The organism is Amycolatopsis circi, from assembly GCF_003385235.1.
In the GTDB taxonomy this organism is placed as follows: Bacteria; Actinomycetota; Actinomycetes; order Mycobacteriales; family Pseudonocardiaceae; genus Amycolatopsis; species Amycolatopsis circi.
The window spans coordinates 22565-44500 of the sequence record NZ_PQIA01000051.1 but is presented as its reverse complement, the minus strand read 5'-3'; the positions used below and the strand labels follow the sequence as shown (position 1 = coordinate 44500).

Genomic DNA, 21936 nt, shown 5'->3' with positions numbered 1-21936 from the left:
GGCCCCTTGAGGGAATCAGATTCCCTCAAGGGGCCCTTCACGGCTTTCAGGCCGCTTGCAGCTCGTCGACCCGGGTGGTCCAGGAGCCGTGCGGTTCCAGCACGACGGTCCGGGTGTCGTCGTCGTGGCGGGTCAGCCGGACGACCAGGTGGTCCTCCGACAGCCGCTCGGCGCTGCCCTCGCCCCACTCGACGACCACCGCGGACGACTCCAGGTCGGTGTCCAGATCGAGGTCGTCCAACTGGGACAGATCGCCGCCCAGCCGGTACGCGTCCACATGGATCAACGGCACCCCGGCCGCGCCCGCGGCGTGTACTCGCGCCAGCACGAATGTCGGCGAGCTGACCCGGCCGCCGACGCCGAGACCGTCCGCGATCCCGCGGGTCAGCGTCGTCTTCCCGGCCCCGAGCGGACCGTCCAACAGCACCAGGTCGCCCGCGCGCAGGGCCGCGCCCAGGGTCCGCCCGAAGGCCATCGTGTCCTCGGGGGTTTCCAGAATCACCTTGTCCACCACCAGTTTCGCCGGTTCGGCGCGGCGCTGCCACCACAGCGCTGCAGCAGGTCGATGAGATGGCTGTTCACCAGCTCGGGCTGTTCGAGCTGCACCATGTGCCCGGCTCCGCGCACGCGCACCAGCTCGGCGTCCGGCAGCTCGGCGGCGATCCGCTCGGCGTGCGCGAACGGCGTGAACCGGTCCGAGTCGCCGCCGATGACCAGCACTTGTGCGTGTTTCAGCCCGGCCAGCACAGCGTAGCGATTGTGGCTGCCGAGAGTGTCCACGAAGTTGATCAGCCCGCGCACCGGCGTGACGGCCAGCATTTCCAGCATGAAATCGACCAGGCGCGGCGAGACGTCGCGGCTGCCGAACGCGAGCCGTCGCACTGCCTGCCGGGTGAGCTGACCGCCCGCGGCGCGGACGAACTCCACCAACCCGGGTTGCCATCCGGCCAGCTCGCCGACGCCGCGAGTGAGCGGGTTGTACTTGGACAGCAACGGCCTCGGCAACCCGCGTGCGCCGACTTCGCCCGCCGCGGTCGCGATGAAGGCGACGCCGCAGACGCGGTCCTCGAAGAGGTCTGGCCGTTGCGCGGCCAGCTCCATGATCACCATGCCGCCCATGGAATGTCCCATCAGGACAATCGGTCCTTCGGGCACCATCGCGCGCAGCACGCTGTCGAGGTCGTGCGCGAGCTGTTCGATCGTCGACGTCTCGGTGGACGCTTCTCCGGACAGACCGTGGCCGCGATGGTCGAAGTAGACCTGCCGTACGCGGGGCAGTCGCAGCGAAGCGACGTCGCGGCGCTGGAAGTGCCACGAGCGCCGCGAAAGCGCGAAGCCGTGTACGCCGACGAGAGTCAGCTCAGGCTTTTCGCCGTCCTCAGGGTCGATTTCCTCGACCGACAGCGGCGTGCCGTCTTCGGCGGCGACAGTGGACGTACGGTCCGGCTTCAGCTCGCCTAACGGCTCGTCAGCGAACGGGTCTTCGGTCGGTTTGCGTTGCTGCGTCGCGACAACTGCCGCGGCCGCACCCGTCACTACCGCTCCGACTCCGCCGACGATCGCCCACAGCCGCGCCGAAGGAGTCACGCCCGCTCCCCCACGTACCGGCGCTGTACGCGCGGCCGATACATCGAGGTGACGATCTCGTAGTCGATGGTGCCGAGTTTGTCCGCCCACTCGCGCGCGGTCGGCTCGCCGGAGCGGCCTGGCCCGAACAGCACGACCTCGTCGCCGACGCGAGGCACGTCCTCGTTGCCGACGTTCACCACGAGCTGGTCCATGCAGACCCGCCCGACGACCGGACGCCGTCGCCCGCCCAGCCAGACGTCCATCCGGCCGGACAGCGTGCGCGGCACCCCGTCGGCGTACCCGGCGGGCACGAGCGCGAGCGTGGTGTCCTCCTGCGCGGTCCAGGTGTGGCCGTAAGAGACGGATTCGCCGGCCGCCAGCGGCTTCGTGAGGACCACGCTGGAGCGGAAGGTCATCGCCGGGCGCAGGTCGTCGTCGGTGGGCACCGGGTTGAGGCCGTACATCGCGATGCCCGGGCGGACCAGGTCGAAGTGCAGGTCGGGCCGGGTGAGCGTGGCCGCGGAGTTGGCCAGGTGCCGGATCGGGTCGAGCCCGGCGGCGCGGGCCGCGTCGTAGGCCTCGGAGAACAGCTTCGCCTGCGCGTCGATCGACGCGTGTCCCAGCTCGTCGGCGCAGGCCAGATGCGACCAGACGGCCACTACCTCGACGCCGCGCGCCTTGGCCGCCGCCTCGACCAGCGCGGGCCAGTCGGCGGCCGGACAGCCGTTGCGCGACAGCCCCGTGTCGATTTTGAGGTGCACGCGGGCGCGCTTTCCGACGCGCTCCGCCGCGGCGTCGACCCGGGCCAGCTCACCGAGGGAGCTGACGCCGAGGTCGATGTCCGCCTCGATGCCGGGCGCGAAATCCAGCTCCAGCACGTCGAGCCAGCTGAACAGCCGCACCGACAGCCCAGCGGCCCGGAGGTCGAGGGCTTCCTGCAGCGAGCAGGTGCCGAGCCACGTCGCCCCGGCCTCGACCGCGGCGCGACCGACCGGCACCGCGCCGTGCCCGTACGCGTCGGCTTTGACCACGCACATCACGGCCGCGCCGGGTGCCCGGTCGGCCAGCAAGGAAACGTTGTGGCGCACGGCACCGAGATCGACCACGGTCTCGGCGTGCGGAGAACTGGCAGTCATAACGACTGCCAGTTTCCCACGTCATCGGCTCAGGAGAGACTCTGCCCGGATGTGCCGGAGAACACGTGCAGTTCGTCCGGGCGGATCCGCAGGTGCAGGGTGTCGCCCATGCTGGGAGGCATACGCGGGTCGACGCGCGCGACCACGTTGCGTGACGAGCCCTCGGCGGTCTCCGCGACGCCCGCGCCGAGCTTGCCGTACATGTACGCGTCCGAGCCCAGCTCCTCGACCAGCTCCACCTTGATCGGCAGCGCGCCCTCGGTGTCGGTGGTGACCTCCAGCGCCTCCGGACGGAAACCGATAGTGACCGTGTCTCCGTCGGCCGCGGACCGGACCGCCGGGGTGAGCGGCACCTGCACGCCGCCGACCTCGGCACCGTCCGCGGTGAGCTTCGCGGCGACCAGGTTCATCGCGGGCGAGCCCATGAAGCCCGCGACGAACACGTTTTCGGGCCGGTCGTACAGCGCGCGCGGAGTGTCGCACTGCTGCAGCAGACCATCCGACAGCACCGCGACCCGGTCACCCATCGTCATGGCCTCGACCTGGTCGTGGGTCACGTACACGGTGGTGACGCCGAGCCGACGCTGCAGTGCGGCGATCTGCGTACGGGTCGAGACGCGCAGCTTCGCGTCGAGGTTCGACAGCGGCTCGTCCATGAGGAACACCTGCGGCTCACGGACGATCGCGCGGCCCATCGCGACGCGCTGCCGCTGACCGCCCGACAGCGCCTTCGGCTTGCGGTCCAGGTACTGCTCGATGTCCAGCAGCTTCGCCGCGTCGAGCACCTTCTGCTTGATCTCCGACGCGGGCCGCCCGGCGATCTTCAGCGCGAAGCCCATGTTCTGCGCGACCGTCATGTGCGGGTACAGCGCGTAGTTCTGGAACACCATCGCGATGTCGCGCGAACGCGGCGGCAGCTGGGTGACGTCGCGGTCGCCGATCCAGACCGCGCCGTCGTCGATGTCCTCCAGGCCCGCGAGCATCCGCAGCGCGGTGGACTTGCCCGAGCCCGACGGCCCGACCAGCACGAGGAACTCGCCGTCGGCGATCTCCAGGTCCAGCGCGTCGACGGCGGGACGCTCGGTCCCGGAGTAGCGCCGGGTCGCCTTGTCGTAGGTGATGCTGGCCATCGGTCAGTCCTCTCCCAATTTCGCGGAAACCCCGTGCGCGGCCTCGCGCGCCTCGAGGTGGCGTTGCTGGATCTCGATGCCCGCGGCGCGCAGTGCCCCGGCGGGTTCGTCCAAAACGAGCTGGTTTTCGGTCCCGTGCCACACCGGCGGTTCGGCGGTGCCCGCGAGCGCCCAGGCGGCCTGCCGAGCGGCGCCCTGCGCGACGTATTCGCCGACCTCGGGGATCACCACGGGCAGGCCGAGCACGATCGGCGCGATCGCCCGCACCGCGGCGGACTGCGCGCCGCCGCCGATGAGCAGCACCCGCTTCACCGCCATGCCCTGCGCACGCACCGCGTCGAGCCCGGCGGCCAACCCGCAGACCATTCCCTCGACGGTCGCCCGCGCGACGTTCTCCGGCGTCATGTTCGCCCTGGTCAGACCGTGCAGCGAACCGGTCGCGCCGGGCAGGTTCGGAGTGCGCTCGCCGTCGAGGTACGGCAGCAGCGTGAGCCCGTCCGCGCCCGGTTCGGCGGCCAGCGCGAGCCGGTCGAACTCGGCCAGGTCGACCCCGAGCATCGCCGCGCCCGCGGTGAGCACGCGGGCGGCGTTGAGGGCGGCGGTCAGCGGCAGGAACCGGCCGGTGGCGTCGGCGAATCCGGCGACCAGGCCGCTCGCGTCGGCCGCGCCGGTCTCGGTGACGCCAAAAACCGTGCCGCTGGTGCCGATCGACATCACCGCGTCGCCCGGAGCCAGTCCGAGGGCGAGTGCGGCGGCCATGTTGTCGCCAGTGCCCGCGGAGACGAGCATGCCGTCGCTGGTGTGCCCGGCGACGTCGGAGGGACCGAGCACCGTCGGCAGATCCGGGGTACGGCCGCCGAACGCGTGCGCGAGGACGTCTTGGCGATAAGTGTTGTCCGTCGGCGAGAAATAACCGGTGCCGGACGCGTCGCCGCGGTCGGTCACCGCGGTTTCCGGACGGCCGAGCAGCCGCCAGGTGAGCCAGTCGTGCGGAAGCAGGACGCGCGCGACGCGGTCGGCGTTCTCCGGTTCGTGCTCGGCGAGCCAGCGGAGCTTGGTGACGGTGAAGCTGGCGACCGGCACCAGCCCGACCGACTTCGCCCACACGCCGGGTCCGCCCAGCTCCTCGGTCAGGTCCTTGGCTGCCTGCGCGGAGCGGGTGTCGTTCCAGAGCAACGCGGGACGGACTACCTCGCCAGCCTCGTCGAGCGTGACCATGCCGTGCTGCTGACCGCCGACACCGATGGCTTTCACGCCGTCGAGGACGGCGCGAGTGGCGTCCGCAAACGCTTGCGCCCACGCTGCGGGGTCGACCTCGGTGCCGTCCGGATGCGGTGCGCGACCGGTGCGCACGATCTCGCCCGTGCGTGCGTCGCAGACCACGACCTTGGTCGACTGGGTCGACGAATCGACCCCGGCCACCAGCTCAGCTGTCATAGGGCTGCCCCTCCTCGACGTACTCCGCGGCCTCGACCGCCGTTCCCTCGTTCAGCGCGGCCTCGATCTCCTCGGTCGGAGTGGCTTCGCTGGTGATCAGGAGGTCGTAATCGCCGACGGTGCCGTGCGCGTACGTCGCGGTGCGGCCGAACTTCGAGTGGTCGAGCACCAGCACGTTGCGGTTCGCGGCGCGCAGCACGGCTTTCTTCAGCTCGGCGTAGTCGCGGACCGGGTGGAAGAGCCGGCCGACCGCGACCGCGCTCACCGAAACGAACGCGATGTCCACGCGAATGCGCTCGAGCAGCGCGAGCACGTCAGGACCGGAGCAGGAGTCGTACTCGGGGTCGTAATGCCCGCCGGCGAGAACCACCTCGACGCCGGTGCCCAGCAGCCGCGCCGCCTGCAGCGAATTGGTGATCACGGTGAGGCGCTCGATCTGGGCGAGTCGCTCGACCAGCGGGAACAGCGTGGTGGAGTCGTCCACGAACACGGCCTGACCGGGCTCGACCTGCTGGATCGCGAGGTCGGCGAGGGCTTCTTTCTCGGCCGAGTGCAGCGTGAACCGGCTCGCGGTCTCCATGGTGAGCGCGGGGTACGCCTCGACCTTGCCGCGCAGCTTCCGCAGCATCCGCTTGTCGGCGAGTTCGTCGAGGTCGCGGTGCATCGTCATGAGGCTGACGCCGAACCGGGCGGTGAGGTCGTCGATCCGGACTTCGCCCTGGTCAATGACGTAGTCGAGGATCTCGTGGCGCCGCTGCTCCACCGCGGCGTCGGACGGGCGCGTCTTCGGCCGTCCAGGCGTGTCTCGACTCACATCTTGTTCTTACCAGATATCACGAGCCGAGTTAACACGTAACTCGATAACTATGCGGTGCGCGAGGTCGAGGTCCGTGAAGGACTCCTTGAGGGAATCTGATTCCCTCAAGGAGTCCTTCACGGACTTCTGCGGGACGAGGCCGGGCGCGTGCGGCTTCTACCCGCGCGCGAGTCCGTGAGGGGAACCCTGGGGGACTCTGATTCCCTCAGGGTGCCCCTCACGGACCTCCGACACCCCCACCCGCTACTGAGAAGACCTCCTTGGGGAAAGCCTGGTCAGCGGGACGTCGCGCGAACCAACCGAAGCGCGGCGGGGATGGCGTCGACCAGACCGGACGCCGACGTCGGCACGTCCTCGGCGGCGAGCGCGCCCGCCAGCGAATGCACCTGCGCGGCGGCCGCAGCGGCCAGCCACGGGTCGAGACCGGCGGCGAGCAGCGAGCCGACTAGGCCCGTGAGCACGTCGCCGGAGCCAGCCGTGGCCAGCCATGAACCGCGCGGGGTGTTCACCGCGACGCGGCCGCGCGGGGCGGCGACGACCGTGCAGTGGCCTTTCAGCAGCACAACGGCGTCGTACTTCTTCGCCGCCTCGCGCGCCGCAGCGACTCGGTCTGCACCTGGGCGGCGGCCCATGAGGCGTTCGTATTCACCAGCGTGCGGGGTGAGGACGAGCGGGGTGTCCGGGTCGCGGGCGTCGAGGACTTCGGGGGTGTGCGCGATGAGTGTGGTCGCGTCGGCGTCCGCGCACACCGGGACGCCCTGGCCGAGGATGTGCCGCAGGATTTCCCTGCCTTCCCCGCCGGTGCCGATGCCCGGGCCGACCACCCACGCCTGCACCCGGCCCGCGTCGGTGACCGAACCGGTCGCAACGATCTCCGGCCAGCGCGAGCGCACGACATCTGCCGCGTGTCCGGCATAGCGGACCATGCCCGCCGTCGCGCGGACCGCCGAACCGGACGCGAGCACCGCCGCTCCTGGATACGTCGCCGATCCGGCCGCGATGCCGACGACGCCTTGGGTGTACTTGTCGTCCTCCGGGCCGGGAATGGGCCACACCTCGGCGACGTCGGCCAGATCCAGGCGTTGCAGATCCGGCTCGTCCAGCCAAGGCCGCAGGCCGATGTCCACCAGCACGACTTCGCCGCATTCCTCCGGGGCCAGCACGTGCACGGGTTTCAGGGCGCCGAACGTAACGGTGCGCGCGGCGGTGACGTGCGGACCGTCGACCGCACCGGTGTCCGGGTCGACGCCGCTCGGCAGATCCACCGCCACGACGGGCGCTTCGATCTGCGCGACCAGCTCAGCGGCTTCGGGACGCAGCGGGCCACGGGCGGAAATGCCGACGATGCCGTCCACGACGACATCCGCTCGCTTAATCCATTGTGGACTGTCCGCTATGGACACCACTCGACCGCCGGATCGCCGTAGCGCAGCCAATCCGGCCGGATGCGCCTTCTCCGGCTTCAGCAGTACCGCAGCCACCGCGACACCGCGTCGACGCAGGAAAGCGCCAGCCCACAACGCATCGCCGCCGTTGTTGCCCGAGCCGACCAGCAGCACGACCCGTCGACCGGAAACGCCGCCGGTGTCCTCGGCCAGCAACCCAGCCACTTCGGCGGCGAGGCCGAAAGAAGCGCGGCGCATCAGCTCGCCGTCCGGAGTGCGCGCGAGCAGCAGGTCCTCCGCCGCGCGAATCCGTTCTGTAGTCCAGATTCCTTGCACGGCGGCGGCCTCCGGTCTTACTCGACGGTGACGGACTTCGCCAGGTTACGCGGCTTGTCGATGTCGTACCCGCGCGAACTCGCGATCTCCGCGGCCAGCACCTGCAGCGGAACAGTGGAAACCAGCGGCTGCAGCAGCGTCGGAACCGCGGGCACCTCGATGAGTTCGTCGGCGAACGGGCGCACGGTCTCGTCGCCCTCCTCGGCGATCACGATCGTGCGCGCGCCCCGCGCCTGGATCTCGCTGATGTTCGACACCAGCTTCGAGTGCAGCACCGCGCGGCCCTTCGGCGACGGCATCACGACGACGACCGGCAGGCCCTCTTCGATCAGCGCGATCGGACCGTGCTTCAGCTCGCCCGCAGCGAAGCCCTCCGCGTGCATGTACGCGAGTTCCTTCAGCTTCAGCGCGCCTTCCAGCGCCACCGGGAACCCGACGTGCCGGCCGAGGAACAGCACCGCGCGGGAGTCGGAGATCCGCCGCGCGATCTCACGGGTCTGCTCCACAGTGGACAGTACCTTTTGCACCGCGGCTGGCATGGCTTCCAACTCGGCGAACTCGCGGGCGACCTCGTCCGGATACTTCGTGCCGCGCGCCTGCGCCAGCGCTAGGCCGACGAGGTAGTTCGCGGCGATCTGCGCGAGGAAAGCCTTGGTCGACGCGACGCCGATCTCGGGCCCGGCGTGCGTGTACAGCACGGCGTCGGACTCGCGCGGGATCTGCGCGCCGTTGGTGTTGCAGACCGCGAGGACGCGGGCCTTCTGCTCGCGCGCGTGCCGCACGGCTTCGAGGGTGTCCGCGGTCTCGCCGGACTGGGAGACGGCGACGACGAGCGTGTCGCGGTCGAGGACCGGGTCGCGGTAGCGGAACTCCGACGCCAGCTCCACCTCGACCGGCAGCCTCGTCCAGTGCTCGATGGCGTACTTGGCCACGAGGCCGGAGTGATAAGCCGAACCGCAGGCGATGACGAAGACCTTGTCGACGTCGCGCAGGTCCTGGTCGGAGATGCGCTGCTCGTCGAGGATGATCCGGCCGGCCTCGAAGTGCCCGCGCAGCGTGTTCGCCAGCGCCTCCGGCTGCTCCTCGATCTCCTTGAGCATGAAGTACTCGTGACCGCCCTTTTCGGCGGCCGACAGGTCCCAGTCGACGGTGAACGGCTTGGCCTGCGCGGCGTCGCCGTGGAAGTCGGTGACCTCGTAGCTGTCGCGGGTGATGACGACCAGCTGGTCCTGACCCAGCTCAACGGCCTCGCGGGTGTGCTCGATGAACGCGGCGACGTCGGACGCGACGAAGTGCTCGCCCTCGCCGACCCCGACCACCAGCGGCGAGGACCGGCGCGCGGCGACGATCGTGTCCGGCTCGTCGGCATGCGTGACGACGAGCGTGAACGCGCCCTCCAGCCGACGGCACACCGCGGCGACGCTCGCCGGCAGGTCACCCTTGGTGTCGCCGTCGGTGTAGGCGAGAGAAACCAGGTGCGCGGCGGTCTCGGTGTCGGTGTCGCTGGCCATCTCGATGCCCGCGGCCTCAAGTTCGGCGCGCAAGGCGGCGAAGTTCTCGATGATCCCGTTGTGCACCACCGCGACGCGACCGGTGGTGTCCCGGTGCGGGTGCGAGTTGCGGTCGATCGGAGCCCCGTGGGTGGCCCAGCGGGTGTGCCCCATGCCCGCGGTGCCCGCGAACGCGTCGCGGCCGACCTCGTCGAGCCGGGCTTCCAGGTTGGCCAGACGGCCGGCCTTGCGCTCGACTGTCAGCGCGCCGGCGCCGTCCAGCACCGCCACGCCAGCCGAGTCGTAGCCCCGGTATTCCATGCGGCGGAGCCCACCGAGCACGACGTCCAGAGCCGGGCGGTGTCCGACGTATCCCACGATTCCACACACGCGAACTAGCGTAACGAGACAAGTCCAGTCCCCTACTCCGGTCCCTAGAGCGGGGTTTTCAGTGCCGCTGAGCTGGGCGAGCGACCTCCCGGACAACCGTTGACCGGGTCCGCGCGCAGTCCGGCGGGGCACCCCTAAACCGATCGGGGTGGCGCACCGGGCCGGGGCGGGGCGCGGGCAGTAAGGTCACGCGCATGGCCAGCAAGCCCAAGCAGCTGCTCACGGAGCTGTCCCACCCGGGACCCCACGAGGTTTTGCGCGGCAACCTCGCCCTGGTCGGACTGCCCGGCGTCGTGTTCACCCCGCGCCAAGGCCTCGGCCTGCCCGCCATCGCGTTCGGACACGGCTGGATGCAGCCGGCCACCCGCTACCGGCAGCTCCTGCACCACCTCGCGAGCTGGGGCGTGGTCGCCGCGGCCCCCGCGACCCAGCTCGGCCCGCTCCCGTCGCACCGCCTGCTGGCCGGCGACCTGCTGACGACCCTCGACGTCATCACCACGGTCCGCCTCGGCCCGGACGGCATCAGCGTCGACCCACAGAAGCTGGGCCTCGCAGGCCACTCCACCGGTGCCGGTTCGGCCGTATTGGCAGCCGCCCAGTCCGCCGGAGCAGGCGACGATGCCCGCCCGAAGGTCCGCGCGGTAGCGACAGTGGCTGCGGCACAGACGTTCCCGCCCGCGACGGAAGCCGCGAAAGTGATCAGCGCCCCCGGCCTGCACCTGGCGGTGGACGGCGACCTGGTGGCCCCGGCGGTCGGCCATGCGGATGCCATCGCGCAGGCGTGGGCTGGTCCGGTGCAGCTGAGGACGCTGGCGAAGTCGTCACACCTGGCGGTGACCGAGGGGCGGCACTGGAGCCAGTTGCTGCTGCAGGGCAAACCGCAGCGGGCGACTCAGCAGTTGGCGAAGGCGCTGTTCACTGCGTTCTTTCTCACGCATTTGACGGGTACGGACAAGTACCTGCCGCTGTTGGACGCGGACGTGAAGCGCGCGCCGATCGAGGTTCCGGAGGACGAGGAACCGGCTGCCTGATCAGCGCCGCCCTTCGTCCTCCTCCGCGAGCGATCCGCTGATCCGGCTGCCGCCCGGCGCGGTGCCGAACAGGCCGCCGTCGACGCGGTAACCGCTGTTCCCGCGTTCCTGGTCACCGGAGTTGCCTTGCCCGCCGCCGCCCATCATCGGGCTGCCCATCATGCCCATCTGCTGGCCGTGCTGCTGATCGGTGGTGGTCGGCGCGGTGCCGAGTTCGGACGGATGTGCCGATTCGTCCTGCTCCCATCCGGCCGGAACCGCCGAATCCCCGAGACCCGAGTCAGACGGGACGTGACCGAGCCCGGGGTCGCTGCTGAACGGGTCCAGCACGGACTGCGCCGTGGTGGACTCGTCCGGGCCGCTCTCCACCGGAATGCCGTGCGCTGGGGTCGCGTCCGCCTCCGCGGCGACCGGCTGGGCGTGGTGGCGACCCGTTTGCTCTCCAGCGGGTTGGTCGTGTCCGTCGGCGGCCGCTGATTGCCCGGTCGCCGAGTGGTCCTGCGGCACGGAAGCTTGCGCGCTTACCGGCTCGCCCTGTCCGGCAGCGGCCACGCCAGCGTCCGCCACGACCTGCCGACCTTCGCGAACGTGCTCCGCGGGCAGCTCGCTGGCAGGGGCGGCTGGACTCCCGGCACCGCCGCCGTGCTGCTGAGCGGTCACCCCGTCGACCGGCCGACCGGTAGCCGGATCGATCTTCCCGTGGTCGTCGAGGGTGTACTTCGTCGGCTCGCCGGATCCGTCGTCCACCGTCACCACGGTCGGACCGTCCGGCCCGCTCGGGCGCTCGGCGGTGATCTTGAGGCTGCCGTCCTCGATGTGGATCTTTCCGTCCGGGCCAGGGCGGTGCACCTGGTCCGGATCCGTCGTCGGCGAGGCGCCGTCCGGCTGCTTGTGGATCGGGTCGCCGGGAGCGTCGTGCGGCTTCGCCGCGGCGTCCTGACCGTCGTGTGCGGGCTGCCCCGAACCGTCGTTCGGGTGAGTGGCCGGGTTCCCTTGCGCCGCATCAGTGGCGGTTCCGGGGACCTTGTCGGCCTGGTCGCCGAAATCGAGCTGGTACGCCTTGTCGTGCCCGGTCCCGTCTCCGATCGAGACCGCCATCTTCCCGTGGTCGTCCGGCTCCGACATGGTGATCTTCTGATCGCCGTGCTGGACCGTCACGGTGTCCGGTGCTTCGTGCTCGGTCTTGACCGCTTCGCCGGTTCGCGGGTCGATCGGGTACGGCTGCCCGGTCGACGGGTCCACCTCGAGCGGCTTGTGCGTCACCGGGTTCTGGTTCGGATCCGGCTGCGCGGGCGGGGTCTGCGGCTGCGCCGGGGTCGGACCGACCTGCGGCGGCACGGTGGCCTCCTGCGGCTTCGTGTCGCCCCCGCCGCCAGAGGAGCGCGGCTTGGTGTCCCCTCCACCGTCGTCGTTCCGGCCGGACGATCCCTTGTCGTGCCCGCCGCTGCCGCTGTCGGCGCCGAGTTGCAGGCGGCCGAACGGATCCGTCGGCACGTTCAGGCCGTCGGAAAACGCGCGCAGCGCGTTCGTCGCCGCCGTGTGCGCGTTGCGGATGTACTGCCGGTAGGCGTCCATCGCGTCCGAGTACTGCTGGCAGTACTCGTCCATCTGACGGCAGAACATGTCGGACCACTTGGAATCGTAACCGGTGTCCAGGTCCACCGACATGTTCCGGATGTCCTGCGCGTTGATCGGGCCAGTGCCGTCCTCTTGACTACGCGCTACTTCCGAGCCGCTCCGCGGATTGATGACTTCGCCATCGTTGTCGTCCTGTCGGCCCCATTTGATCGCTTCGTCGAGCCGGTCCATGAAACTCAACAGCCCGTCGGTGTCCTCGGGCTTGTGCGCGTCCAGAAACTTCTTGGGCGCCTGTCCGCCGTTTTCGGGCACCTGTCCCAAATCGAGGATCGGCTTGCGGACCGTCTGCCACAACTGCTGAAGCAGCTGGCTGAAACCGTTGACCGTGCCGAGGTATTCGCCGGAAGCCTTGCTGAAATCGTCCAGCTTTTCGGCGGCCGAATCGGCGGCCTTGCCCTGCCAGGCGGCGGTCAGGCCCTGCTTGACCTGAGAGGTGTCGTCCTGCGCGGCTTTCGCCGCCTTGCCGAGGTTCGCCGCGCGTCCCTGCGCTCCCCAGAGGTAACCGAATCCGAACCCGCCGAGTTCGTTCAGCATCCGGTTTTCTTCGTCGCCCTGGCCATACGGCGGGGCGAACCGCAGCCCGAGATTCCGCGACGGATGCTGCATCCACCGCGTGTACGGCTGCACGAGTTTTCCGGTCATCTTTTCCCGGAAACCGGCCAGCGGCTTGAGAATGTTGTCGGACGTGTCGTCGAGATGGACGTCCGAGGGAGGCTGCAGCGGGGCGATGATCGTGTCGCCGAGACGACCAGTGCCCTGGTCCGCCGGAGGAGTCACAGTCAGGCTCCCTTGCCGGCGTTCGCGACGCCCCAGGCGTTCTCTTGCTCGTTCTCGCTGTGCAAGGTCACCGAGGTGTTGAGCCGTTCCGCGAAACCGCCGAGGAAAGTACTGCCCTTCGCGGCGGAGTCGCCGAGCGCCTGCATCTTCGCGACGTAGGCTCCCGCCGCTTCGGACAGGCCGGGGATCTTGCCGAAATGCGCTGGCGCCAGCTGAGACTGCGCGGTGTAAGTCTTGATCTCTTTGAACGAGGTGCTCATCGTAGAGACGTCGTTCGCCACCTTTTTGACCTGGTCCGGCTCAATGTGGAACTTCGCCATCGTCGCCCTCTCCCCTCGCGCCCGCGGCTACTCTGCGTCGATCCAGTTGGTGGACGAGAAGTCGTCGTCCTCCCACGCCCGGTGCCGGGCCGCCGAAGCAGGCGGAGGAGACGCCGGCGGCGGAGCGGCTGGCGCCGGTGGTGCCGGCGCGGCCGGTTCGGTGTCGTCCTCGACCCGGAACATCGCGGCGGCCGCGTCGTCCTCGGCAACCTGTTTGGCAACCCGCTGGGCGGTCCGTTCTGCCTCTTCCGACGCGGCGTGGTCGTCCTCGGTTCCCTCGGCGGCGACAGCGGCCTCGCGGTCGGCTTGCGACTGTGCGTCCTGAGCGCGGTGCTCCTCGAGAAGCTTGGCGAACGCGGCCTGCCTGGCCTCGTCGTCGGCGATCGCACGCTCGTGATCGGCGCTGTACTGTGCGCGCACCTCTTCCATTGCCGCCAGACTTCTGGCGAAATGCGAAGGCACCTCACTCTGGTCGTACATCGCCCCTCCCCGGTTCGTCCCGCATTGCGGAATGTACCTGCCGGGTCACTGGTGGCGCAGAGTATTCACCATATTTCGGTCAGGAGACCGCGGACACGACCCCCGCCAGCCGATCCGCCGCCGCCTGAGCTGTGGCGTGGGCCGGGGCTTCCACCATCACCCGCACCAGCTGTTCGGTCCCGGAGGGGCGCAGCAGAACCCGCCCTTCCTCGCCGAGTTCGGCTTCGACCTCGCCTACCGCGTCGCGGACTTCGGCGGATCCGGCCACCGCTGCCTTGTCCGCAACCGGGACGTTGACCAGCACCTGCGGCAGCCGGTTCATCACCGCGGACAGTTCGGCCAGCGGCTTGCCCGTCGCGGCCATCCGGGCCATCAGCCGCATCGCGGTCAAGAGGCCGTCGCCGGTCGTGGCGTGGGCGGGGAGGACCACGTGGCCGGACTGTTCGCCGCCGAGGGCCAAGCCCGACGCGCGCAGTTCCTCCAGCACGTAGCGGTCACCCACCGCAGTCGTGACGACGGTGATGCCGTGTGCCTTCATCGCCAGGTGCAGGCCGAGGTTGCTCATCACGGTCGCGACCAGGGTGTCCTTGACCAGCGCGCCTTCTTCGGCCAGCGCCAGCGCCAGGACCGCCATGATCTGGTCGCCGTCAACCAGTTCGCCAGCGGCGTCGACGGCTACGCAGCGGTCGGCGTCTCCGTCGTGGCCGATGCCGAGGTCGGCACCGTGTTCGACGACTGCCGCGCGCAGCAGGTCGGGGTGATTCGAGCCGCAGCTGTCGTTGATGTTGATGCCGTCCGGCTCCGCGTGCAGGGCCACGACCTCGGCGCCGGCGCGGCGGTACGCCTCCGGTGCGGCCGCGTACGACGCGCCGTTCGCGCAGTCCACCACGACCTTCAGCCCGGTCAGCGGGTGCGGGGTCGCGGCGACCAGGTGCTCGATGTACTTGTCGAGCGCGTCGGGAACGTCGGTGACGCGGCCGACGCCATCGCCGGTCGGGCGGGTGATGCCGGTCGCGTCGAGGCCGGATTCGATCTCGTCCTCGATGCTGTCCGGCAGTTTGTGCCCGCCGGCGGCGAAGAGCTTGATGCCGTTGTCCGGCATGGGGTTGTGCGAGGCGGAGATCATCACGCCGAGGTCCGCGTCGAGCGCGCCGACGAGGTACGCGACGGCGGGGGTCGGGAGCACGCCGAGCCGCAGGACGTCCGCGCCGGCCGAGGCGAGTCCCGCCACCACGGCGGCCTCCAGCATCTCGCCGCTGGCGCGCGGGTCGCGGCCGACCACGGCCACCGGGCGGTGCGAACGGTCGTGCGCCGCCAGCACTCGGGCGGCACTCGCCGCGACCGACAGGGCCAGCTCCGGGGACAGGTCGGCATTGGCCAGACCGCGTACCCCGTCGGTGCCGAACAGTCGAGCCATTTCGACCTCCTTGTCTTGATTCACCAGCCTCGGGGCGTGCCGGGCCTCGACAAACCTAGCGCCGGGCCCGGCAGGGGTGCTCCCCTGCCCTACCCCAAGACAGTCGCGTCAGCGAAAGAGAACGCATCAATAGTCCCGGAAAACGCCGGAAGCGCCCATCCGATGGACGGATGGACGCTTCCAGGGTTGCGCCAGAGTGCTGAATATCAGCGCTTGGAGTACTGCGGGGCCTTACGGGCCTTCTTGAGGCCGTACTTCTTCCGCTCCGTGGCGCGCGCGTCACGGGTCAGGAAGCCGGCCTTCTTCAGGGCCGGGCGGTCGTCGGCGTCGACCTCGACCAGCGCACGGGCGATGGCGAGACGCAGCGCGCCAGCCTGGCCCGAGATCCCGCCGCCCTTGAGGTTGGCGAAGATGTCGAAGGAGTCCGGCTTCTCGACGGTGACGAGCGGCTCCTTGATGAGCTGCTGGTGCACCTTGTTCGGGAAGTACTGCTCAAGGGACTTGCCGTTGAGCTTGAACTCACCGGTACCCGGCACGACGCGGACGCGGACCACGGCTTCCTTGCGGCGGCCGACCGTCTGCGCGTTGCCACCGGCGGCACGCGACGGGCGCGGGGCGGCGGCGGACTCGCTGGTCGCCACGGCCTCGGCGGGGGTCTCGGTCGAAGCGACGACCTCGGTCTCGGTGCTGGTCAACTGTTCCTCACTCACTGCGCGACCTGCGCGATCTTGGTGATCTCGCGCGCCTGCGGCTGCTGCGCGGCGTGCGGGTGCTGCGGGCCGGCGTACACCTTCAGCTTTTTGGCCATGGCGCGGCCGAGCTTGTTCTTCGGCAGCATGCCCTTGACCACCTTCTCTACGAGGTGCTCGGGCTTGGTGTCGAGCAGCTCGCCGAAGGAGCGCTTCCGCAGGCCGCCGGGGTAACCGCTGTGCCGGTACGCGAACTTCTGCTCGCGCTTGTTACCGGTGAGAGCGACCTTCTCGGCGTTGACGATGATGACGAAGTCACCGGTGTCCACGTGCGGGGCGTAGGTCGGCTTGTGCTTGCCGCGCAGCAGCGTGGCGACCTCGGTCGCGAGCCGTCCGAGCACGACATCCTCGGCGTCGATCACGTGCCAGGCACGAGTGACGTCGCCGGGCTTGGGGCTGTACGTGGGCAAGGGTCTACCTCGTCGTCATTGCGTGTGGGTAATGTGCGGGCCGAGCGCTGACGCGCCGCAACGCACAACGACATATGAAGATACCCCTGTGGTCCCGCCAGTTGTGCAGCGGGGGTGCGAAGACGCCTCGTCGGCCGCTCACAGCATACCCGACCGGTTCCTGGAACCACCACGCCGCCGTGCGCGTCCGCTCGAGGTGAGACGATTCGGGCGCGCAGCCGCGCGAGCACGACGAGCACCTGGGGACGGCAGTTGAAGACACGAGCGAGGACGACCCGAGCCGCACGGACGGCGGGAGCCGTCGCCGCCGTGCTCGCGCTCGCGACCGCGTGCGGGCAGGCCCGCGCCGGCACCGCGCTGCCCGACGGCGACCAGGCCGCCGCGTACGTCGGCGCGAAGTTCGAGAAGGCCATGGCGAAGCTCGGGGACACGATCGTCGACCCGCGCAACGTGACCAACTCGGCGGACCGGTACTTCAAGTTCGACGACAAGTACCTGCACAACATCGTCACCTCCGCGCGCACCGGCAGCCCGGAGAGCCGCATCGTGCACAACCGGTCGCAGAAGAACCCCAACGAGTTCCTCGACTCGTTCACCCCGGCCGACGGCGCCGTCGAGTACCTCTACCTCGGCCCGGCCTACAAATCGCTCGCGCCGACGCCGTGGGTGTCGATGCCCAAGCCGGAGGCCGGGCTCGTCCAGCCGTGCGCGTGGGGCGGGGTGCAGATCGCGTGCAAGATGGGCGACGCGGTGGACAGCTCGTACAAGGCGGACAAGAAAGCGCTGCGCGGCGCGAAGAGTTCCGCGGACGGCACCGAGCAGCTCACTGTGAACGTGCCGTTCTCGATCTTCCTCGACCGGCGCGTCGAACTGCTGCCGGACAAGGTGGTCAACCAGGTCGGGCCGGAACTGCGCAAGGCCGTCGTGCCGAGCGTGATCACGCTCAAGCAGGACGGTTCGCTCGCCGAGTTCACGATGGCGGCGAAATTCGAGGGCGACGGGCACAAGGTCGAACTGCGCTACGACTTCAAGTTCACCGGCGAGGCCACCGTGTCGGACCTGCCGACGGTGCCGGACGCCTCGCAGGTCACCGTGCTCGCGGACGACGCGGCCAAACAGGACTTCTACCGCAGGCTCGGCGAACTGCAGGGGCGTTGATGCGCACCCTTCCGCCGGTCCCCGCGCCCATCGAACCCCGAGGTGACCTCCGATGACCCAGCCTCCCGACCAGCACCCGCAGGGGCAGCCGCAGTGGTGGCAGCCGGGGACGAACGCACCGCAGCAACAGCCGGGTTACCCGTCCGAAGTGGACAGTTCCGGCTGGCAGGGCGGGCAGCCTGCGGGCGGGCAGTGGGCGCAACCTCCGGCGCAGCAACAGTTTCCGCCCGCGCAGTATCCGCAGCAGGGGTATCCGGCGCAGCCTTACGGCCAGCAGGCCCAGCCGTACGGCGGGCCTGGGCAAGTGCCCAGCCAGCCGACTCCGGCGCAGCCGCAAGGCCAGCCGGGACAGCCGCCGACCGGAAGTCCCTACGGCGGCGGATTCCAGCCGTCCGAGTACGGCGGGTTCGGCGCGTTTTCCTCGGCCAAGCCAGGAAAACCGCGGTCGAAGAAGCCGCTCCTGATCGGCGGCGCGATCGTCGTGGTGCTGGCCGCGGCGGCCGGGATCTCGTGGGCGACCGGAGTGTTCAGCGGGGACACGCTGGACCAGAAGTCGTTGCAGGACGGCGTTTCCAAGGTGCTCAACGAGAACTACGGCGAACCGGACGTGAAGAACGTCGCGTGCCCGTCCGGGCAGACGATCGAGAACGGCACCACGTTCGACTGCACCGTCCAGGTCGGCGGACAGCCGAAGAAGGTGACCGTGCGGGTGCTCAACGACAAGCCGGAATATTCGGTCGGCGCACCGCACTGACCGGCGGCGCGATTGTCCTGGTGCTGGCCACCGCTCCAAGGTGCTCAACGGCAAGCCGGAATACTCCGTCGACACCCCGCACTGATCGGCGTATTCCTTACCCGCACACGAAAACGGCGGACCGGCACCCGAAGGTGCCCGGCCCGCCGTGGTTTCGGGGCTTGGCTCAGAACAGGTTCTGCACCGAGCGGTCCGTCGCCTGGTAGCCGTCCGCGATCTGCGGCAGCACGGCGGCGATCTGCGCCAGAAGCTGGGTGAACTCGTCGAACTTCTGGTCCCACTCGTTCTGGGCCTGGATGTACTGGTCCTTCGCTTCACCGCTCCAGCTGTGGGTCAGCGGGTTGAGGTCGCTCTTCAGGTTGTCGAAGAGGCTCTTCAGCTCGCTACCGGTGGCGGTGCAGTCCTCCGCGGCGCGGTGGATCGTACCCGGGTCTACAACAATACGGCCGTCAGGCATGTCAAGCTCCTGTCAGAAGAATGAATGAAGAGGAAGGCGAATCCGAACGGGAAAGTCCCGATCAGCCAAGAACGCCGAAGCCCTTGTTGAGCGAGTTGATGTGCTCGTGCTGCGCCGCCTCGCTCTTGGCGTACATCGAGCCACCTTCCTGAAGCAGGGTGCCGATGCGGTGCAGAGCGTCGTTGAGGCCACGACCGCAGTCGTCGAAGCGGCGCATGACGTTGTCGAAGGCACGCTGCGCGTCGCCTTCCCAGCCCGCGCGGGTCGCTTCGATGTTGGAGCGCAGGTCGCCCAGGTTCTTGTTCATCCGGCCGGTCGCGTCGACAACGCGCCCCTCAGCCTGAGTGAATTCCTTCGGATCCCCAGTGAAGCCGCCAGCCATGGGAACTACCCCCTTCGTGAGTGGTTGTGCGCGCCGGCTGGTGTTTCCGGCACTGCACCTACGACGAAGACATTGCCAGTTCGGTTCACACTTGTCGCGACTTCTTCTCAAGTAGTTGCTTGCGGGAACGCCGGACCAGGGAACCGCCCGGCAACGGGTGGGTTAACGATCTCCGGGCGCCCCCGAAAAAACCTTGTCCACCAGCGTGGTTAGCACACGCACAGCCGGTTCCTGGAATATTTCAGGAGTCCCGGCTCATGATTCGCGACTGCGAAAAGTCCTCGTCCTCTTCACTCGACCGTGTCTGTTCGGGCGAAATCTTGGGACGAACGGGAACCGGCTCGGGAGCGGCGGGTTCCGCCGGCATCGGCAATCCGCGGGCCGCGCGGAACCGGCGGGCGGCCCCGCGCAACGCGGACGGCGCGGGTTCCGCGGCACCGGAAAGCCGACGCCGGCCGAACTCCTTCAGCAGTTCCCGGTTTTCGCCGCGGCGGCGTTCGCTGCGCGCGAGCGCGGTGCCCGCGACGCGGCGCGAGAAAGTGACTGCGTCCTGGCCTGCTCGGGTGAATGCCGCTGGCGCGGATTCCGGTTCGGAGGCCACGAGTGCTCCTTCAGCTGGTGATCTTCAACGTGCGCACCACCTGCTCGCACGCGGCGTCGACGCGCTGCTGCACCGCCGGCGACTGGTACTGGCAGCCGACGTGCACCCGGATCCGCCCCTGCACGAGCACATACCAGCGGACGGTAATCCGTTCCGGTTTGCTCTCGACATAGCCGATCACGCTCCGGCCACCGTAAGTCAGATCGGAACGGAACGCAGTGTAGTTCGCGTTTCCGGTCACCCCGGATTGCAACGTGCTGACGAGTTTCTGCCGGTCCGCAGTCGCGTCGTAGTCCATGACGAACTCCTGCGCGAGCACGAGATCATTTCCTCGCTCGGCGTCCTGCGGGTGCAGGATCACCTGCCGGTCCGCGACCTCGTCGGTGGTCTGGACCCAGTCGTTCGGCGCGATGAGGCTGAAATCGTATTGGGAGAACGAACGGCCTTGCTCTGAGCTGTCCCCGCTGCTGACGAAGTACACGACGCCGCCCGCGATCAGTGCCACGACCGCCACCGCGGCGGTGATCAACCACAGCCGACGGCGTTTCTTCGCCTTGCCGCCGGAGTCGCCCGACGGCTCCGTGCCGGAAGCGGCGAACGCCCCGTGCCCGGAACCGTTCTGTCCCAACGTGTTCTTGCCCGGACCAGTCTGGAGTGGACTCGGACCACCGGGCGCTACGGCACCGAACGGCGCGCTTTGCGGCCCCCTGGCCGGATCGGCGGGCGAGAACCCGCGCGGCGGCACCGGAGCGTTCCGCACGTTCGGCGGCGCGTTCAGCGCGTTTGGCACCGGCGGCAGGCCGCGCCGGGCCGGCGCGTCCCCGCGGACGATCTCGGTGCGGTGATCGGTTTGCCCCGGGATCGACGAACCTGGCAGCACGCCGGTGCGGTCCGGTTCCAGCAGCACCGCGCGGAGCGCGCCGCGCGCGACGACCGTCTCCGGCTGGTCCAGGCTCGTCGGCACCACGCCGGTGCGCTCGTGCACCAGCCGGGAGATCATCGGGATCCGGCTTGAACCGCCGACGAGGAAGATCGCCGCGAGCTGCTTCGGGCGCAGGCCCGAGTCGGCGATCGCGGCGCTGGTCAGCTCGACCACCCGGCCGAGCGGAGCTCCGATCAGCCGTTCCAAGTCCACCCGGGTCACGTGCGCGTCCGCGAACGGCGGCGGCAACGGCACATCGGTGTACGTGTGCCGCGACAACGTCTCTTTCGCGCCGCGGACATCCTGGCGCAGGACCCGGCGCCGCCGGCGCTCAGCCAGCTCGCGGCCCTCGACCAGTTGCTGCCACGCCTGCGGATCCGTGCCGGACACCAGCGACCCGACGTGCTCCAGCAACGCCTGGTCGATGTCGGCCCCGCCGAAACTCGGATCGCCTCGGGTCGCCAGCACCTGGAACCCGCCCCGCTGCGGCGGCGCACCGGGCACTCGCGCGGCGCGAGCGGCCTCCGGTGACCGCTGGACGACGCTGACGTCGACCGTGCCGCCGCCGAGATCAAGCACTGCCAGCGCGTCGCCAGGACGGCCGGAGAACTCGACCGTCCGGCCGCCCGGCGAAGCTTCCGGGGCGAAGGTGGCCGCGTGGTACACCGCCGCGGCCACCGGTTCCGGTACCAGCGCCACCTCGCGCGCCAGCCTGCCCGCAGCCTGGCGCAGCAGCCGGGTGCGGATCGCGCCCCAGTCCGCCGGGTGGGTGAGCACCAGCAGATCCACCTCGGCGTCGCCCGCGACGCGCCGCGCCTCAGCGACCGCCCGGTCCAGCACCGCGTGCACGACGTCGATGACCCGCAGCACCGAATCGCCGAGCAGCAGATCGCCCTCGTCGATCCGCCGCTTCGGATTCGGCTCGTAGCGCGACGGGTCGACGGCCGCCTGCCGCTCGGCCTCCTGGCCGACGAACAGCGTGCCGTCGGACGCCGCGTACACCGCCGACGACATCAGCGGCTGCCCGTCGATCACCACGACCTGCGGTTCGCGGCCGTTGACCGACACGACGACACAGGTGCTCGAGGTCCCGAAGTCGATCGCGACCCGCACTGTCACCGGGCACCCCTTCGGTCAAGCGCGCCGGCTC

At 69.7% G+C, this 21936-nt stretch carries 21 protein-coding genes; 3 read left to right on the top strand and 18 right to left on the bottom strand.

Annotated elements, in window-relative coordinates; all coding sequences use genetic code 11:
- Positions 1-46 precede the first annotated feature (46 nt).
- The 8 genes from tsaE to glmS all read right to left on the bottom strand — a co-directional run bounded on the left by tsaE (position 47) and on the right by glmS (position 9690).
- Positions 47-502 carry a tRNA (adenosine(37)-N6)-threonylcarbamoyltransferase complex ATPase subunit type 1 TsaE gene (gene tsaE / locus D0D37_RS22230; protein ID WP_279630330.1) on the bottom strand — a complete coding sequence of 152 codons (456 nt, stop codon included), beginning with the start codon at positions 500-502 and terminating at the stop codon, positions 47-49.
- Positions 499-1587, bottom strand: a complete 1089-nt coding sequence (locus D0D37_RS22225; RefSeq protein WP_162834387.1) for an alpha/beta fold hydrolase — start codon at positions 1585-1587, stop codon at positions 499-501. The genes tsaE and D0D37_RS22225 overlap by 4 nt, the downstream gene beginning before the upstream one ends.
- Positions 1584-2705, bottom strand: coding sequence for an alanine racemase (gene alr / locus D0D37_RS22220; RefSeq protein ID WP_116202491.1), 1122 nt, complete (start codon positions 2703-2705; stop codon positions 1584-1586). The genes D0D37_RS22225 and alr overlap by 4 nt, the downstream gene beginning before the upstream one ends.
- 29 nt (positions 2706-2734) lie before the next feature.
- Entirely contained in the window at positions 2735-3835 is a 1101-nt protein-coding gene (locus D0D37_RS22215) for an ABC transporter ATP-binding protein (protein WP_116202490.1), read from the bottom strand.
- Between the two features lie 3 nt (positions 3836-3838).
- Complete coding sequence (xylB, locus tag D0D37_RS22210) at positions 3839-5272, bottom strand: xylulokinase (RefSeq protein WP_116202489.1); 1434 nt, start codon at positions 5270-5272, stop codon at positions 3839-3841.
- Positions 5262-6086 (bottom strand): DeoR/GlpR family DNA-binding transcription regulator, encoded by an 825-nt coding sequence (locus D0D37_RS22205; protein ID WP_116202488.1) that lies wholly within the window; start codon positions 6084-6086, stop codon positions 5262-5264. Before D0D37_RS22205 ends, xylB begins: the two co-directional genes overlap by 11 nt.
- A 278-nt stretch (positions 6087-6364) precedes the next feature.
- Positions 6365-7810 carry an NAD(P)H-hydrate dehydratase gene (locus D0D37_RS22200; protein WP_116202487.1) on the bottom strand — a complete coding sequence of 482 codons (1446 nt, stop codon included), beginning with the start codon at positions 7808-7810 and terminating at the stop codon, positions 6365-6367.
- Positions 7811-7827: 17 nt separating this feature from the next.
- Positions 7828-9690 carry a glutamine--fructose-6-phosphate transaminase (isomerizing) gene (gene glmS / locus D0D37_RS22195; RefSeq protein WP_116202486.1) on the bottom strand — a complete coding sequence of 621 codons (1863 nt, stop codon included), beginning with the start codon at positions 9688-9690 and terminating at the stop codon, positions 7828-7830.
- Between the two features lie 194 nt (positions 9691-9884).
- Here glmS and D0D37_RS22190 point away from each other — a divergent pair, with 194 nt between their 5' ends.
- Positions 9885-10721 carry a dienelactone hydrolase family protein gene (locus D0D37_RS22190; protein ID WP_116202485.1) on the top strand — a complete coding sequence of 279 codons (837 nt, stop codon included), beginning with the start codon at positions 9885-9887 and terminating at the stop codon, positions 10719-10721.
- Here the strand turns inward: D0D37_RS22190 and D0D37_RS22185 are convergent, their stop codons facing one another.
- The 6 genes from D0D37_RS22185 to rplM all read right to left on the bottom strand — a co-directional run bounded on the left by D0D37_RS22185 (position 10722) and on the right by rplM (position 16512).
- Complete coding sequence (locus tag D0D37_RS22185) at positions 10722-13136, bottom strand: hypothetical protein (protein WP_116202484.1); 2415 nt, start codon at positions 13134-13136, stop codon at positions 10722-10724.
- 2 nt (positions 13137-13138) lie between these two features.
- Positions 13139-13456 (bottom strand): hypothetical protein, encoded by a 318-nt coding sequence (locus D0D37_RS22180; RefSeq protein ID WP_116202483.1) that lies wholly within the window; start codon positions 13454-13456, stop codon positions 13139-13141.
- 27 nt (positions 13457-13483) lie between these two features.
- Positions 13484-13936, bottom strand: coding sequence for a hypothetical protein (locus D0D37_RS22175; protein ID WP_162834386.1), 453 nt, complete (start codon positions 13934-13936; stop codon positions 13484-13486).
- Positions 13937-14015: 79 nt separating this feature from the next.
- Positions 14016-15353, bottom strand: coding sequence for a phosphoglucosamine mutase (gene glmM / locus D0D37_RS22170; protein WP_116202481.1), 1338 nt, complete (start codon positions 15351-15353; stop codon positions 14016-14018).
- A 206-nt stretch (positions 15354-15559) separates the two neighbouring features.
- Positions 15560-16048 carry a 30S ribosomal protein S9 gene (gene rpsI, locus D0D37_RS22165; RefSeq protein ID WP_037816243.1) on the bottom strand — a complete coding sequence of 163 codons (489 nt, stop codon included), beginning with the start codon at positions 16046-16048 and terminating at the stop codon, positions 15560-15562.
- An 11-nt stretch (positions 16049-16059) separates the two neighbouring features.
- Entirely contained in the window at positions 16060-16512 is a 453-nt protein-coding gene (rplM, locus tag D0D37_RS22160; protein WP_009072361.1) for a 50S ribosomal protein L13, read from the bottom strand.
- A 252-nt stretch (positions 16513-16764) separates the two neighbouring features.
- On the opposite strand from rplM, the gene D0D37_RS22155 reads away from it, so the two are divergent.
- Together D0D37_RS22155 and D0D37_RS22150 are read left to right on the top strand one after the other, a co-directional pair.
- Complete coding sequence (locus D0D37_RS22155; protein WP_167493554.1) at positions 16765-17670, top strand: hypothetical protein; 906 nt, start codon at positions 16765-16767, stop codon at positions 17668-17670.
- Between the two features lie 52 nt (positions 17671-17722).
- The gene (locus tag D0D37_RS22150; protein WP_116202479.1) at positions 17723-18424 is read left to right on the top strand and encodes a DUF4333 domain-containing protein; all 702 of its coding nucleotides are present in this window, start codon (positions 17723-17725) and stop codon (positions 18422-18424) included.
- Between the two features lie 166 nt (positions 18425-18590).
- Here the strand turns inward: D0D37_RS22150 and D0D37_RS22145 are convergent, their stop codons facing one another.
- From D0D37_RS22145 to D0D37_RS22130, 4 genes are all read right to left on the bottom strand, one after another.
- Positions 18591-18881: a WXG100 family type VII secretion target gene (locus D0D37_RS22145; RefSeq protein WP_116202478.1), complete on the bottom strand. Its 291-nt coding sequence runs from the start codon at positions 18879-18881 to the stop codon at positions 18591-18593.
- A gap of 61 nt (positions 18882-18942) precedes the next feature.
- Positions 18943-19263: a WXG100 family type VII secretion target gene (locus D0D37_RS22140; protein WP_116202477.1), complete on the bottom strand. Its 321-nt coding sequence runs from the start codon at positions 19261-19263 to the stop codon at positions 18943-18945.
- A gap of 241 nt (positions 19264-19504) precedes the next feature.
- Entirely contained in the window at positions 19505-19864 is a 360-nt protein-coding gene (locus tag D0D37_RS22135; RefSeq protein ID WP_116202476.1) for a hypothetical protein, read from the bottom strand.
- A gap of 10 nt (positions 19865-19874) precedes the next feature.
- Complete coding sequence (locus D0D37_RS22130; RefSeq protein ID WP_116202475.1) at positions 19875-21905, bottom strand: type VII secretion-associated protein; 2031 nt, start codon at positions 21903-21905, stop codon at positions 19875-19877.
- Positions 21906-21936: the final 31 nt, after the last annotated feature.